This window comes from Pseudomonas shiyinii (genome assembly GCF_056725765.1).
The window spans coordinates 2,547,041-2,562,116 of sequence record NZ_CM161522.1; the positions used below are offsets into that span (position 1 = coordinate 2,547,041).

The 15,076-nt window shown below is 63.9% G+C and carries 12 protein-coding genes and 2 pseudogenes; 8 read left to right on the forward strand and 6 right to left on the reverse strand.

Features of this window, described 5'->3' with window-relative positions; translation table 11 throughout:
* The first annotated feature begins 7 nt into the window (after window positions 1-7).
* A complete protein-coding gene (locus ACXHGZ_RS11540; protein WP_084856932.1) occupies window positions 8-619 on the forward strand; it encodes a LysE family translocator in 612 nt (203 codons plus the stop codon).
* Here ACXHGZ_RS11540 and ACXHGZ_RS11545 read toward each other — a convergent pair.
* Window positions 558-1,961, reverse strand: a complete 1,404-nt coding sequence (locus ACXHGZ_RS11545) for an MATE family efflux transporter (protein ID WP_480463952.1) — start codon at window positions 1,959-1,961, stop codon at window positions 558-560. The two genes, ACXHGZ_RS11540 and ACXHGZ_RS11545, sit on opposite strands and share 62 nt — an antisense overlap.
* 102 nt (window positions 1,962-2,063) lie before the next feature.
* Between ACXHGZ_RS11545 and ACXHGZ_RS11550 the strand changes: the two genes are divergently transcribed.
* The 4 genes from ACXHGZ_RS11550 to ACXHGZ_RS11565 all read left to right on the forward strand — a co-directional run bounded on the left by ACXHGZ_RS11550 (window position 2,064) and on the right by ACXHGZ_RS11565 (window position 8,234).
* Window positions 2,064-2,657, forward strand: coding sequence for a TetR/AcrR family transcriptional regulator (locus ACXHGZ_RS11550; RefSeq protein WP_480463954.1), 594 nt, complete (start codon window positions 2,064-2,066; stop codon window positions 2,655-2,657).
* 201 nt (window positions 2,658-2,858) lie between these two features.
* Window positions 2,859-5,276, forward strand: a complete 2,418-nt coding sequence (locus tag ACXHGZ_RS11555) for a glucose/quinate/shikimate family membrane-bound PQQ-dependent dehydrogenase (RefSeq protein ID WP_480463955.1) — start codon at window positions 2,859-2,861, stop codon at window positions 5,274-5,276.
* 122 nt (window positions 5,277-5,398) lie between these two features.
* Window positions 5,399-6,670 (forward strand): carbohydrate porin, encoded by a 1,272-nt coding sequence (locus tag ACXHGZ_RS11560; protein ID WP_480463957.1) that lies wholly within the window; start codon window positions 5,399-5,401, stop codon window positions 6,668-6,670.
* A gap of 190 nt (window positions 6,671-6,860) precedes the next feature.
* Entirely contained in the window at window positions 6,861-8,234 is a 1,374-nt protein-coding gene (locus tag ACXHGZ_RS11565) for an APC family permease (RefSeq protein ID WP_480463959.1), read from the forward strand.
* 70 nt (window positions 8,235-8,304) lie between these two features.
* Here the strand turns inward: ACXHGZ_RS11565 and argE are convergent, their stop codons facing one another.
* Window positions 8,305-9,465: an acetylornithine deacetylase gene (argE, locus tag ACXHGZ_RS11570; protein WP_480463960.1), complete on the reverse strand. Its 1,161-nt coding sequence runs from the start codon at window positions 9,463-9,465 to the stop codon at window positions 8,305-8,307.
* Window positions 9,458-10,132: a DUF1028 domain-containing protein gene (locus tag ACXHGZ_RS11575; protein ID WP_480463962.1), complete on the reverse strand. Its 675-nt coding sequence runs from the start codon at window positions 10,130-10,132 to the stop codon at window positions 9,458-9,460. Before ACXHGZ_RS11575 ends, argE begins: the two co-directional genes overlap by 8 nt.
* Before the next feature lie 299 nt (window positions 10,133-10,431).
* Here ACXHGZ_RS11575 and ACXHGZ_RS11580 point away from each other — a divergent pair.
* Window positions 10,432-11,788 (forward strand): annotated as a pseudogene (locus tag ACXHGZ_RS11580) (flavin-containing monooxygenase).
* On the forward strand, window positions 11,788-12,204 hold the full coding sequence (locus ACXHGZ_RS11585; protein ID WP_480463964.1) for a RidA family protein: 417 nt from the start codon (window positions 11,788-11,790) through the stop codon (window positions 12,202-12,204). The pseudogene ACXHGZ_RS11580 and the gene ACXHGZ_RS11585 overlap by 1 nt, the downstream one beginning before the upstream one ends.
* Before the next feature lie 81 nt (window positions 12,205-12,285).
* On the opposite strand, the gene ACXHGZ_RS11590 is transcribed toward ACXHGZ_RS11585, so the two are convergent.
* Window positions 12,286-13,191, reverse strand: coding sequence for a LysR family transcriptional regulator (locus ACXHGZ_RS11590; protein ID WP_084856998.1), 906 nt, complete (start codon window positions 13,189-13,191; stop codon window positions 12,286-12,288).
* A gap of 237 nt (window positions 13,192-13,428) precedes the next feature.
* A complete protein-coding gene (gene sodC / locus ACXHGZ_RS11595) occupies window positions 13,429-13,944 on the reverse strand; it encodes a superoxide dismutase [Cu-Zn] SodC (RefSeq protein WP_480463966.1) in 516 nt (171 codons plus the stop codon).
* Window positions 13,945-14,122: 178 nt separating this feature from the next.
* Here sodC and ACXHGZ_RS11600 point away from each other — a divergent pair.
* Window positions 14,123-14,386: pseudogene (locus tag ACXHGZ_RS11600) on the forward strand (short chain dehydrogenase); the annotation flags it as partial.
* A 65-nt stretch (window positions 14,387-14,451) separates the two neighbouring features.
* On the opposite strand, the gene ureG reads toward ACXHGZ_RS11600, so the two are convergent.
* A complete protein-coding gene (gene ureG / locus ACXHGZ_RS11605; protein WP_368829577.1) occupies window positions 14,452-15,075 on the reverse strand; it encodes an urease accessory protein UreG in 624 nt (207 codons plus the stop codon).
* Window position 15,076: the final 1 nt, after the last annotated feature.

Consider the following 15,076-nt stretch of genomic DNA (forward strand, 5'->3'; position numbering starts at 1 on the left):
GCTGCTCATGGCATTGGATACCTGGCTTCTCTACCTGCTGGCCAGCATAGGCCTGTCGTTGACCCCCGGTCCGAACAGCCTGCTGGCCCTGACCCATGGCGCGCTCTATGGCGCCCGCCGCACGTTGTTCACGATCGTAGGTGGCGTGTTCGGCTTCAGCGCCCTGATCGCCCTGGCCATGTTCGGCCTGAGCGCCTTGCTGCACACCTCGGCCTCGTTGCTGCAGGTGCTCAAGTGGGTTGGCGGGGCCTATCTGCTATGGCTGGGCATCCAACTCTGGCGCAGCCCGGCCATGCGTCTGGAACTGGCCGTCGGCAGCCCACGCGTGGGCAATGGTGGCTTGTTCCGCCAGGGTTTCCTCTGCGCCGTGGCCAACCCCAAGGTACTGCTGTTCTACGGCGCCTTCCTGCCGCAATTCATCGACCCGCAACGCGGGCTGGCGATTCAGTTCTTGATCATGGCCGCAACGTTCGTCAGCGTGGAGTTTCTCGTCGAGTACCTGCTGGCGCGCCTGGCCCTGGGCGTACGCCCCTGGCTGACCAAGGGCGGGCGCGGCTTCAACCGCTGCTGCGGGACATTGTTCGCATTGATCGGCGTGGCCTTGCCGTTGGGGCGTTGAAGCCATGTGACTGTAAGCGGTAGAAGCGCCACGGCAGCAGAACCGCAGCCACCGCCAGGCCACAGGCAAAGCCGACCCACACGCCGACAGCGCCCAACGGCGAATGAAACGCCAGGCCGAAGCTCAACGGCAACGCCAGCAACCAATAGCTGACCAGCGTTACCCCCACCGGCCAGCGGTAATCCTGCAAGCCGCGCAAGGCGCCCAAGGCGGTGGATTGCAAACCATCGGCCACCTGCATGGCCGCCACGACCACGAACATCGGCACGGCGATAGCGATGACCTGAGGGTCATCGCTCATGGCCTCGGCGATACGCCGGCCGAACAACGCCAGCAGCAGGGTGCTGCCAACCATCCAGGCTGTCACGCTGGTGAAGGTGGCGCTGCCGATGGCGTTGATCCGCGCATGCTCACCGCGCCCCTGAGCCTGGCTGATACGGATGCTCACCGCAGCGGCCATGCCCAGCGGCAGCATGTACAACAACGAGCCGATCGACTGCACGATCTGGTTGGCTGCCAACGCCGCGGAGCCCAACCATCCCAGCATCCAGGCGGCGATCACCACCGCACCGGCTTCGGCCAGGTAACCCAGGCCCAGCGGCCAGCCCTCGTTCAACAATGTGCGCCAGGTCAACTGCTGTCCGCGTGCCGAGCACCGATAAATCGCCAACGACGGCGCCAGCCACCAGTACGTGAATGCCAGCAGCACCGCCAGGGATTCGGCCAATACGCTGGCAATGCCGGCGCCCAGCAACCCCAGCGCCGGCAAGCCGAAATGGCCATGGATCAAGGCATAGCTCAGGGGAACGTTGAACACCACGGCGCTCATCACGATCACCACTGCCACCCAGGGCCGGCCAATGGCTTCCAGTACGTCCTTGAACACCACCGCCAGGCAGAACGGGATCAGGAACACAGCCATTGCCTGCCAATAAGGCGTGAGCAACTGCCCATCCGGCAACGGTACGCCCGCCCATTGCAACACCGGCAGGAGGGCGAGCATGGCCAGGCAGCCCAGAATACCTGCCAGCAACCCGTAGCCCAGGCCGGCGCGCAACGTTCGCGCCACGGCAGCGGTGTCGCCAGCACCGAAGGCATGCCCCACACGCACGCTGAGGGTGGCGAGCATGCCGTACAAGCCTGCATGGAAGATCAAGCCGGTACTGGCGGCGAGGGATACACAGGCCAGCACCACCGTCCCGAGCGAAGCGAGCATCAGCGTATCGGTCAGGCTGATCAGCTCACTGGCAGAAAGGCCAAGCACCAAGGGCAGGGCCAGACGCAACAGGGCGGGGAGCTCATCCAGCCAAGTGGTTTTTCGGCGCTGAAGCGTTGCAGACATGGCACGAACCTCTATTTACATACGCTGCGTATGCTAATAGCTGTTAATTACATACGCAACGTATGTTAATTTCAGCGCATCGTATCCCGCCGGACGCCACCCATGCCTGTTACCCGCCGCAGCCGCGCTGCCATGAGCACAGAGACCACAGAACGCCTGATCGCCGTCGCGCGCCGCCAGTTCGCGGAGAAAGGCTTTGCAGCAGTGGTCATGGACGACTTGTGTGCCGAAGCCGACCTGACCCGTGGCGCCCTGCACCACCACTTCGGCGGCAAAGCCGGCCTGTTCACGGCGGTGGTGACCGCGTTGCTCGATGAGATCAACCTGGCCCTGGATGAACGCTTCGCCACCCACAGCGATCCCTGGGACGGTTACCTCGACACCTGTCTGTATTACTACGACCTGCTCCACGACCCCGCCCTGCGCCGCATCCTCCTGCAAGATGCCCCGGCAGTGCTCGGCCCACGCCTGCGCGAACTGGAAGAGCAAAGTTATATAGGGCCAATGGTCGAAGGGCTGGCGCAGCTGCAACGAGCCGGCGTGCTGCGGGACTTCGACCCGGTCGCCATGGCGCACCTGATCAATGGTGCCATGGGTGAGAGTGGCATGTGGGTGGTCGCCCAGGACGACCCACAAGCGGCGGCAGAACAGGTCAAGGGGGCTTTGAAGTGCCTGATGGAGGGGTTGCGCCGCTGATTTCCAGGCAATGCGACCATTGTTCAAAAGCATGAATTAGCGCCAGCTTTCCAGCGAAAATCTATTTTTTCATCGCCTGTTCGTGACAAAACCGGGTCACTCCCCCTGCGACAATTCGTCTCGAAAAATTATGTACTAACTTGTTAATTATCTTTTGAAAGGCCTAAACTGCGCACCGTCCCACCTGCGAGAACACTGGCAATGTCACAATCACCTCGCGCCCTTGGCGCTTCAACTTTCCTCCTGGTCGGCCTGGGCGTGGTCATCGCCCTGCTCGGCCTTCTCCTGGCCGCTGGCGGCGTCAAACTGGCGGGGTTGGGAAGCTCTTGGTACTTCCTGATCGGCGGCTTGGCCATGGCCATTTCCGGCGTGCTAATCGCACGGCGCAAGCCGGCAGGCGCCTGGCTGTTCGCTGCATTCTTGATCGGCACGGCCATCTGGGCCGTGCTCGATGCGGGCCTGGTGTTCTGGCCGCTGTTCTCGCGGCTGTTCATGTTCGCAGCCATCGGCCTGGTGGTCGCGCTGGTGTACCCGGTACTGGTACGCGCCAATGGTGGCAAGGCCGGTCCAGGCGCATACCGCGTGGCGGCGGTACTGGCCGTTGCGTTGGCGGTTGCTGCCGGCAACATGTTCGTCGCCCACCCAAGCGTTGCCCCGACCGGCAAGGGCCCGGGCCTGACTCCCGTCGAGCCGGCCAAGGCGCAGAAAGACTGGGCCCACTATGGCAACAGCGAAGGCGGCAGCCGTTTCGCCGCGCTGGACCAGATCAACCGCGACAATGTCGACAAGCTGCAGGTCGCCTGGACCTACCGCACAGGCGATGTGGCGCTGAGCGACGGCAACGGCGCCGAAGACCAACTGACACCGCTGCAAGTGGGTGACAAGGTGTTCGTCTGCACCCCGCACAACAACCTCATCGCATTGGATGCCGACACCGGCAAGGAAATCTGGAAGCACGCGATCAACGCCCAGTCCAAAGTCTGGCAGCGTTGCCGCGGCATGGCCTACTTCGACGCCACCGCACCGATCGCCCAGCCCACCCAACCCGACAGCTCGCCAATCGCCACCGCTCATGTACCGGCCGGCGCGAACTGCCAGCGCCGGCTGCTGACCAATACCATCGACGGCCGGTTGATCGCGGTCGACGCCGACAGCGGCGCATTCTGCGAAGGTTTCGGCGACAACGGCCAGGTCGACCTGAAGGCGGGCCTGGGCGATGTCCCGGACTCGTACTACCAGCTCTCCTCCGCCCCGCTGATGGCGGGCACCACCGTGGTGGTCCGCGGCCGTGTGGCCGACAACGTCCAGACCGATATGCCAGGCGGTGTCATCCGTGGTTTCGATGTGATCACCGGGCAAATGCGCTGGGCCTTCGACCCCGGCAACCCGCAGCAGCGTAACGCGCCGCAAGGCGACGCCACCTACGTGCGCAGCACGCCCAACAGCTGGGCGCCGATGTCCTACGACCCCTCGATGAATACCGTCTTCCTGCCGATGGGCAGTTCTTCCACCGACATCTATGGTGTCGAGCGCAGCCGGTTGGACCACACCTACGGCGCTTCGGTACTGGCCCTGGACGCCAGCACAGGCGATCAGAAATGGGTGTTCCAGACCGTGCACAACGACCTGTGGGACTTCGACCTGCCGATGCAGCCGAGCCTGATCGACTTCACCCGGGACGATGGCAAGACCGTTCCGGCCGTGGTAATCGGCACCAAGGCCGGCCAGATCTACGTACTGGACCGCGCCACCGGCGCACCGCTGACCCAGGTCGATGAAGTACCGGTCAAGCCAGGCAACATCCCCAACGAGCCGTACTCGCCGACCCAACCGAAGTCTGTCGGCATGCCACAGATCGGCGCGCAGACCCTCACCGAGTCGGATATGTGGGGTGCCACCCCCTATGACCAGCTGCTGTGCCGCATCGACTTCAAGCAGATGCGCTACGACGGCCTGTACACCGCGCCGGGTACCGATCTGTCGCTGAGCTTCCCCGGCTCGCTGGGCGGCATGAACTGGGGCAGCATTTCCACCGATCCGGTGCATGGTTTCATCTTCGTCAATGACATGCGCCTGGGCCTGTGGATCCAGATGATCCCGTCGCAGAACAAAGGCCAGGCCGCCTCCGGGGGTGAAGCGCTGAACACCGGTATGGGCGCCGTGCCGCTCAAGGGGACCCCTTACGCGGTGAACAAGAACCGCTTCCTGTCGGTGGCTGGTATCCCGTGCCAGGCGCCGCCGTTCGGCACCCTTACCGCCATCGACATGAAGACCCGCCAGGTGGCCTGGCAAGTACCGGTGGGCACCGTCGAAGACACCGGCCCCCTCGGTATCCGCATGCACCTGCCGATCAAGATCGGCCTGCCGACCCTCGGCGGCACCCTGTCCACCCAAGGCGGCCTGGTGTTCATCGCCGGCACCCAGGACTTCTACCTGCGCGCCTACGACAGCAGCAACGGCAACGAGATCTGGAAGGCCCGCCTGCCCGTGGGCAGCCAGGGCGGCCCGATGACCTACGTCTCGCCCAAGACCGGCAAGCAGTACGTGGTGGTTACGGCAGGCGGTGCGCGGCAGTCCACCGACCGTGGCGACTATGTGATGGCCTACGCCTTGCCATAGATCACCGCCCCAATCGCCGGCAAGCCGGCTCCCACAACGTCTGTGCGCCACCTGTAACAGTGGAATCTGTGGGAGCCGGCTTGCCGGCGATTAGCCTCTTACTGACAACCCGAGATTTTGCAATGCCACCCGTTTTTCGCGTCATCCCCACTGCCCTGTTCTTGACCCTGGCCAGTACCACCGCCCTGGCCAGCAGCGACCTGACGACCCGCAACACCCTGACCGGTGACTGGGGCGGCCTGCGCCACCAGCTCGAAGAAGACGGCATCAGGTTCACCGGCGACTACAGCGGCGAAACCGCCTACAACGCCCATGGCGGCCTGCACCGTTCTGCGCGCTACTCACAGAACCTCAAGCTCGGCGTGCAGTTCGACCTCTCCAGGCTCTACGGCCTGGACAACGGCGGCAAGGTCCAGCTGACCCTCAACGATCGCCGCGGCAACAGCGCCTCCGAAGACCTCGTGGGCAACCGCCTGCCGATCCAGGAAAACTACGGCGGCCTGTATACCCGCCTGACCGAACTGAGCTACGAGCGCACGCTGTTCACCCCGGCCCTGAACGTCAAGCTCGGCTACATGGCCATGGGCAACGACCTGGGCGGGTTGGACAGCGGCATCCTGTGCAACTTCATGAACGCAGGCTTCTGTGGCCACCCGCTGAACATGTCCGGTGGCAGCGGTTGGACCAACTACCCCAACGCCCACCTGGGCGTGCGGGTGAAGTACGACCTGTCGCCCGCCTGGCAATTGCGCGTGGCGGCGTTCAATGTCGACCCCGAAAGCAACGGCGATTCCAGCCGCGCCTGGCACCTGGGGCCGCGGCACACCACCGGGACCGTGGTACCAGTGGAGCTGGTGTACAAGCTGCAGGGCGAATTGCCCGGCGAGTACAAGCTCGGCTACTACTACGACAGCTCCGACGTGAAGCGCATCGGCAGCGACAAGGAAGTCTCCGGTCGTGGTGGCCATTACCTGCTGGTCGACCAGGCTGTGTGGAACGACCCCACATCGCCTGGGCGCACCCTGCATGCCTTTGGCCAGTACTCAGCCTCGAGCAAGGCCGCGTCACCGTTCACCAAGTGGTACGGCGCGGGCGTGGTGCTGTACAAGCCGTTCGAGGGTCGCCCACGCGACACCCTGGCCCTGGGTTATGGCCGCGCGGTGCCCAACCCGCGTAGCCGCGATGTGCTACAGGATGCGGCGCTGGCTGCCGGGCAAGGCTTCCCCGACCTCGACAGTGCCGAGCAACTGATCGAGCTGAGCTATGGCTACCAGGCCACGCCGTGGCTGAACCTGCGGCCGGATGTGCAGTACATCATCGAGCCGGGGGCCTTCTCCGGGCAAGACATCGACAATGCGCTGGTCGTGGGGCTGCAGATCAAGGCGACGTTCTGAACCGTGCCTTGTGCCGCTTTGCGGGCATCGCGGCACAAGGTTGCACCTAGAGGGGCGTTGCCATGGCTACCCAACTTTTTCCTACCTACCGAACATATTTTTAATAATTTTCCGTTCCCGTCCCCTGCTCCAGTATTCGCCGCAACTACAACAACAAAGAGCGGTGAACACGATGAGTACGAGTGCGTCCATGCCTGCCACCGCGCAGGCGAATCAAGCCGGCTTTCGCCGGGTATTGGGGTTAGGTTCGTTGTTGGCCGTGGCCATCGGCCTGGTGGTGTCACAGGGTGTGATGGTGATGATGTTGCAAGGCGTCGGTGCCGCAGGCCTTGGCTTCATCGTGCCGCTGGGCCTGGCCTATTTGCTGGCGCTGAGCTATGCCTGTTCGTTCTCCGAGCTGGCCTTGCTCATACCCCGCGCCGGCAGCCTCTCCAGCTACACCGAAGTCGCCCTGGGCCACTTCCCGGCCATCCTGGCGACCTTTTCCGGCTATGTGGTGGTGGCCATGTTCGCCCTGTCGGCCGAACTGCTGCTGCTCGACCTGATCGTCGGCAAGGTCTACCCGGGCGTCTTCCCGCAATTCTCGGTAGCCTTCGCCGTGCTTGGCCTGTTCACCGTGCTCAACCTCATGGGCATCGACATCTTCGCCAAGCTGCAGAACGCCATGGCGGTGGTGATGGTCATCGTGCTGCTGATCCTTGGCATCGCGGCCATCCATGAAGGCCATGACGCCGGTGCTACCCATGCGCTGCTGCAGGGCGATTGGAACCCCATGGGTGCTGGCGTGCTGGCATTGACGGCGATGGCCGTGTGGGGCTTCGTCGGCGCCGAGTTCGTCTGTTCGCTGGTCGAGGAAACCCGCAAGCCGGAGCGCAATATCCCACGTTCGATGATGATTGGCCTGACCGTGATTTTCGCCACCATCGCCCTGTACGGCCTGGGTGCGCTGTTCCTGGTGCCACGCCAGGCACTGTCTACCGATGCCCTGCCGCATTACCTGTTCGCCACCACCGTGTTCGGCAAGACCGGCGAAGTGTTCCTGGTGATCGCGGCGGTCACCGCCACCTGCAGTACCCTCAACACCTCGCTGGCAGCCATTCCGCGGATGCTCTACGGCATGGCCTGCAATGGCCAGGCGTTCCCGCAGTTCAAGCGGCTCAGCGTCCGCGCCAATACGCCCTGGGTAGCGGTACTGTTCGTCGCGGCCATCACCGGCCTGCCGATCCTGGTGATGGGCCAGAACGCCGCCGCCATCAACCTGCTGCTGCTTTCCGCTGCTCTGGCCTGGTTGCTGGCGTACATCATCGTGCACCTGGATGTCATTGCCCTGCGCCAGCGCTACCCGCAGTTGGCGCGTCCGTTCCGCACGCCGTTCTATCCACTGCCGCAAGTGTTCGGCATTGGCGGGATGCTGTATGCGATCTGGTATGCCTCGCCGAGCCCCGAGATGAGCGGCAGGATCTTTGGCGTTGCCGGGGTGGTGCTGGCGGTCGTTTCGCTGATCGCGGTGGTGTGGATCAAGGGTGTGATGAAGAAGCCGCTGTTCAAGCCTGAGGCGATGTGAACCTGGCCGGCTTTTGTTGGCTGAACTGACGCTGTCGCGGGGCAAGCCCGCGATAGCGTCAGTACAAACCTCAGCCAACGCTCAGGCGCTTCACCAACCGCAACAACATTGCATCGCACCCACGCAACTGCTCGAGACTGATGAACTCATCTGGCTTGTGCCCTTGGTCCATGCTGCCCGGCCCGCATACCACGGTCGGGATACCCGCCTGGTCGAACAGCCCACCTTCGGTGCCGAATGCCACGGTGCCGAACGCATCCGTACCACTGAGCAGCGCCACCAGTTGCGCCGCCTCGCTGTCGGCCGGCGTCGCCAATCCTGGGTAGGCACTGAGCGGTTGCCAGTAGATGTCGCTGTCGGCGCTCACCGCACGCATACGCGGCAACAACTCGGCATGGGCATAGGCCTGCAGCTGGTCGACCACGGTCTGGGCCTCGAAACCGGGCAAGGCGCGCACCTCGAAGTCGAACGCGCAGTCGGCCGGGACGATGTTCAACGCCCTGCCCCCTTTGATCACACCGGTCTGTACAGTCGAAAACGGCGGATCGAAGCGTTCATCATGGTGCTCGGGTCGAGCCAGGCTGTCACCGATCTGGCCCAGCTTACCGATCAACCGCGCAGCGTATTCGATGGCATTTACACCATAGGGTGCATAGGCCGAATGGCAGGCTGCGCCCTGTACCTGGCAGCGCATGGCCAGCTTGCCCTTGTGTCCGAGCACCGGCCTGAGTTCAGTGGGCTCACCGATCAGGCACAGCCGTGGCTTGTGCGCACGTTGCTCGAGGGCGGCGAGCATGGAGCGCACGCCCAGGCAGCCGACCTCTTCGTCGTAGGAAAACGCCAGGTGCACCGGCAGTTTCAATGGCTGGGCGAGGAATGCCGGCACCGCCGCGAGCACCGATGCGATAAAGCCTTTCATGTCGGCGGTGCCACGCCCGTAGAGACGTCCATCTCGCTCGGTCAAGGTGAAGGGTTCGACTGTCCAGGCCTGCCCGTCCACCGGTACCACGTCGGTATGCCCGGACAGCACCACACCGCCGCAGTCCTGAGGGCCGATGGTGGCGAACAGGTTGGCCTTGCTGCCTTCGTCGTTGAGAAACAGCTCGCACGCCACTCCCAACCCGGCGAGGTAATCGCCAATGAAATCGATCAGCTCCAGGTTCGAGTCGCGGCTGACGGTGGCAAAACCCACCAGCCGCGCCAGCAGGTCGCGGCTGCTTGACTCATTCATCGCCCGGCACCCCATAGCTGGGCGCAGCGGTAGGGTCCAGCGCCCGGGTCACGTAAGCCTGCATCTGTGGACGATAGGCTTGCCACAGTTTGCCCAAGGCGCCGATGGGGTCGTCGTCGGCCCAGTCGACCCGCAGGTCGACCAGCGGCCAGGTCAGGTCCCCGGCAATCTTCATCGCCGCCGAATGCACCGGCCCCGCTTCGCCACCAGCCGCCATTGCGGCGTGCATGGCCGCCAGCAATCGGTCGCCCAGGTGCCCCGCAGCCTGTTCGAACGCCTCGACCATCGCCTCGATCACATGGATGGAGGACAACAAGTTACCCGCTGCCGCACATTGCAGGCCGGCCACCGCGTTGTGCACACCCAGCGCCTCCCTGCCGGTGAACAGGGCCACCTGGCCCTGGCTGTCGATCACCGTCACCTGGCGGTACTCGCTCCAGCCGTTGGCCCTGAGCACCTGTTCCAGGGCTGTGCTCGGCGCCTGCCCGTGCTCCAGGGCGTCCAGGACTTGAGGGCCCAAGGCCGGCAACGTGATGTTTTGCGTGGCCACCGCGCCCACGCCTGCGCGCACCCAGGGGCAACGAGCCCCCACGGCGATGCTCGACGAGCTGATGGCGATACCGAGCTGTCCGGTTTCCGGGCAGCGGCCGATGATGGAAAAGGTCATGTTCCAAGGCTCCTGAGGGTCTGTTCGATGCCCGCCAAACAACAGCTTTTCGCGCGGGTAAATGCATTCTGGGCAAAAGCCAACGGCCCACGAAACCAACTTTTTCCTAGGACTTGGCAAGCAAAAAACTACGTCAATAAAACAGAGGAAATGCGCACCCCCAAAGCCTCTGAACACACCTTAAAGTCCCGCAGGTCAAGGCCTTCGTTAATTTATGGGCAAGCATTAGCTAAATAATATTTTCGCGATCCAAGCGGCGTCCCTAGTCTGGCCCCAGGCAAAGGCGGTACCCCACCGACCTGAATAAAACCGCCTTCGAAGAAGGGCTTTGACATGACATTGAACACTCTTGAAATCGACACCCTCGTGGTCGGCGCCGGCCAGGCCGGTGTGGCCATGAGCGAACACCTGAGCAAACTCGGCGTGCCGCACCTGGTGCTCGAACGCAAGCGCATCGCCGAAGCCTGGCGCACCGGGCGCTGGGATTCGCTGGTGGCCAACGGCCCCGTCTGGCACGACCGCTTCCCCGGCCTTGAATTCGACCTGGACCCGGACGCCTTCGCCGGCAAGGACCAGGTCGCCGATTATTTCGAGACCTATGTCCGCACGTACAACCTGCCCGTGCGCACCGGCGTCGACGTGAAGCGCGTGGTACGCAACACCGATCGCCCGGGCTTCACCATCGAAACCAGTGAAGGGGTGGTCCGCGCCAACCGCGTGGTAGCCGCCACCGGGCCGTTCCAACGTCCGGTGATCCCAGCCATCGCGCCGAAGGACGAACGCCTGCACCAGATCCACTCCGCCGCCTACTACAACCCCGCGCAACTGCCCGAGGGCGCCGTGCTGGTGGTTGGCGCGGGCTCTTCCGGGGTGCAGATCGCCGAAGAGCTGATGCGCGCCGGGCGCCAGGTGTATTTGTCGGTGGGTGCCCATGACCGGCCACCGCGCAGCTACCGCAACCGCGATTTCTGCTGGTGGCTGGGTGTGCTCGGTGAATGGGACGCCGAGATCGCCAAGCCCGGCCGTGAACACGTGACCATTGCCGTCAGTGGTGCCCGCGGCGGGCATACCGTGGACTTCCGCGCCCTGGCCCACCAGGGCATGACCCTGGTCGGCCTGACCCAGTCGTTCGACAACGGCGTGGTGCGCTTCCAGGCCGATCTGGCCGACAACATCCGTCGTGGCGACGAAAACTACCTGACCTTGTTGGACGCGGCCGATGCCTACGTCGAGCGCAACGGCCTGGACCTGCCGGAGGAGCCCGAGGCCCGCAAGCGCCTGCCGGACCCCGACTGCATCACCAACCCGCTGCGTGACCTGGACCTGGCCAAGGCAGGCGTGAGCACCGTCATCTGGGCCACCGGCTATGGCGTGGACTTCAGCTGGCTGCAGGTCGACACCTTCGACGCCAACGGCAAGCCACAGCACCAACGCGGGGTATCCCGCGAACCTGGCGTGTACTTCCTCGGCCTGCCCTGGCTGTCACGTCGCGGCTCATCGTTCATCTGGGGTGTGTGGCACGACGCCAAGCATGTGGCCGGCCACATCGCCACCCAACGGACCTACCAGGCCTACCGCGATCGCCGGCAGCGCGAAGCGGATGCCGAACAGACGCCTTCCTCGATCAAGAAAGTCAGCACCTTCGGAGCACTCTGATGCCTACCCATACCCGTATCCGCATGTTCAACACCAAGGCGACCTACCCCAACCAGACGCTGGACAATGACCTCTGCCAGGCGGTACGCGCCGGCAACACCGTCTATGTTCGGGGACAGGTCGGCACCGATTTCGAAGGGCGTCTGGTAGGCCTGGGCGACCCCCGGGCCCAGGCCGAACAGGCGATGAAGAACGTCAAGCAGTTGCTTGAAGAAGCAGGCTCGGACTTGTCGCACATCGTCAAGACCACCACCTACATCACCGACCCACGCTTTCGTGAGCCGGTGTACCAGGAAGTCGGCAAGTGGCTCAAGGGCGTGTTCCCGATTTCCACCGGGTTGGTGGTGGCGGGGTTGGCACAGGCTGAATGGTTGATGGAAATCGATGTGATCGCCGTGGTGCCTGATCAGGTGTGATGCGACAAGGGCCGCCCTGCGGCCCAATCGCGGGGCAAGCCCGGTACAAGGATGTGGGCCCGGGCTTGTCCCGCGATGTTCTTATAGCTGCTCCAACTGCTCCCGGCAGAACTCCACGAACAACTGCGCCGGCTTGGTCAGTTGCACGCGCTTCAGCCGCGCCGCCGCGAGCCCCGACAATGCCACCGGCTCGGCGATATCCACGGTCACCAAGCGCTGGCCATCGTAGGTGTATGGCGAATGCGGCCGGGTCACCAACAGCGAAAAACCGAACCCCTGCCCCACCATCCCCCGCACCATCTCGATCGACGGCGAGCTGAAGACGATGTTCGGTGTCAGGCCCATCTCGTTGAACAGGCTGACGAAATAGGTTCGGCTCGGCGCCACGTCGAGCAAGATCATCGGCTCCGGACACAAGTCACGCAGGGACACCTGGGCCTGGCCGGCGAAGCGGTGTTTCTCCGGCAGCAATACGTAGGGCTTCTGCGGCGCCATCAGTGGCTCGGCCTCGATGGTGCCATCGAGGTCATGGTCGTAGAGCAATGCCAGGTCGAAGGTACCGGCAGTCAACCCTTGGATCAGGTCCTGCTGCTCACCATCGCGCAAACGGATATCCACGCCTGGGTAGCGCTCGCGAAAGCCGGCGATCAACCTGGGCAGGTACAACGGCGCCACGGTCTCGAAACACCCGATGTCGATCTGCCCGGCCACGGTGTCGTTGTCGGCCAGGGCGTTCTGCTCGAATTCATGGGTCATCTGCAGCAGGGCCTTGGTCTTGGCATAGAAGCGCTTGCCGCTGGGTGTCAACGACACGCCCTGGGCATGGTGACGGATGAACAATTGCACACCGAAGCTTTCTTCCAGGCTCTTGATGGCCGTGGAGATGGACGGCTGGGCGATGTACAGCTGGCGTGACGCCTCGGCGACACTGCCCGCTTCCACGGTGGTGACGAAGTACTTGAGTTGACGCAAGGTATAGGAAGCCACAGGCACCTCTCTGGCGCCGTGGGCGGCGCGCGGGATTTTTCCTGCCACCATACCTTAGCGCCGGGCTGGCCGGCGCTTCGGTGGCCAAGGATTTGCCTATGGCTTGAGCATATTTTCCATGGAGCCTGTAGGAGCGGGCTTGCCCCGCGATTGGCCGGCCCGGTTACCGCGCTTGCATGGCAAGGGCGTCGCCCTTGATCGCGGGACAAGCCCGCTCCTACAGGCCCTGCAGCCCCCCTACTGAACGACCCCGCAGGCAACCCGGGCGCCACCGCCGCCCAGCTTCTCGGGGTGATCGCTGTGGTTGTCGCCGCCGGCATGCACCATCAGGGCATGGCCCTTGAAATCCTCGGCCTTGAGCCGGGGCGCCAATACCGGCGTCATGGCCTTGCCGTCGGCGCCGACATACAGCGCCGGCAGGTCGCCGCGGTGGCCGCTGTCGTCATAGGGGCCCTTGTGCGCATTGGTCGCATCCGGGTCCCAATGCCCGCCTGCGGCACCGGCCGGCACTGGCTTGCCGTTTTCCTCGGCAGGGTCGCACGAGGGGCGCTGGTGCAAATGGAAACCGTGCACACCGGGTGGCAGGTCCTTGAGGTTCGGGGTGAGCAAGGTGCCGTACTTGCCCTGTTCGAGGGTGACCGTGCCGATCGGCTTGCCCGGGCCATCCGGGCCGGCCAGTTTCAATTCCACCGTCTGGGCGGCCTGGGCGAGGCCGGCGGTGGCCAGCAATGCGGTCATTACCACTGCTTTCATGACATTTCTCCATGGCGAGGGATATCGGGCTTCATACATGCCCACCTATCAGGTGGGACTGCGCAGGCTGCCAGCGATTCCATCGCGCCACAGTCAGAAACACTTCCGTCTTTTGTAAGGAACCTCTGCGCAGGGGGTGTTTTCTACCCAGTACCTACCACCCTCGGAGGCTCATCGAATGCTCGATCCCAAAACCGGCATGCAACCTGGCGAACGCTATACAGTGGATAACGAAGAGCGTACCTGGCAGTTCACCGGCTTCTTCCTCGACGGCAAGTACTACCTCGGCCCCGACCTGCAGACCGCCCTCGGTTGGCTTGAGGGCACGCGGTTCTATTACGACGATGTCGACCCCGACGGTCAGCCGATCTTCCCGGATCGCCTGGCCGGGACCATCGAGGATCTGGTCCTGACCCTGGCCGACGGGACGACCCTCAAGCTCGAAGGCTCGCTACAAGGCCACCCGACGGATGCACGCAAAGGGCTTTGACGTGCACCCGAGGGCACTCAGTGCCTGACGCCCAGCATCCCACGTTCGACGATGAAATCGATCACCGTCTGCACCCCTTCGCCCTGCTTGAGGTTGCTGAAGGTCCAGGGCCGCTCCGGCCGCATACGTCGGGTGTCACTGGCCATGACCTCGAGCGAAGCGCCGACATAGGGGGCCAGGTCCGTCTTGTTGATCACCAGGAAATCCGATTTGGTGATGCCAGGCCCACCCTTGCGCGGGATCTTCTCGCCCTCGGCCACATCGATCACATAGATGGTCAGGTCTGCCAGCTCCGGGCTGAATGTCGCACTCAGGTTGTCGCCGCCGCTCTCCACGAAGATCACCTCGAGGTTGCCGAACTTCCGTGCCAGCGCTTCCACGGCAGCGAGGTTCATCGAGGCATCTTCGCGAATGGCGGTATGCGGGCAGCCGCCGGTCTCCACACCGACGATGCGCTCGGGCTCCAGGGCGCCGGCCTCGGTGAGGATGCGCTGGTCCTCCTTGGTGTAGATGTCGTTGGTCACCACGGCGATCTGGTAGCGATCGCGCATGGCCTTGCACAGGGCTTCGAGCAGTGCAGTCTTGCCGGAGCCGACGGGGCCGCCGACACCGACGCGCAGGGGTTGCTGGTAGTGTTGCATC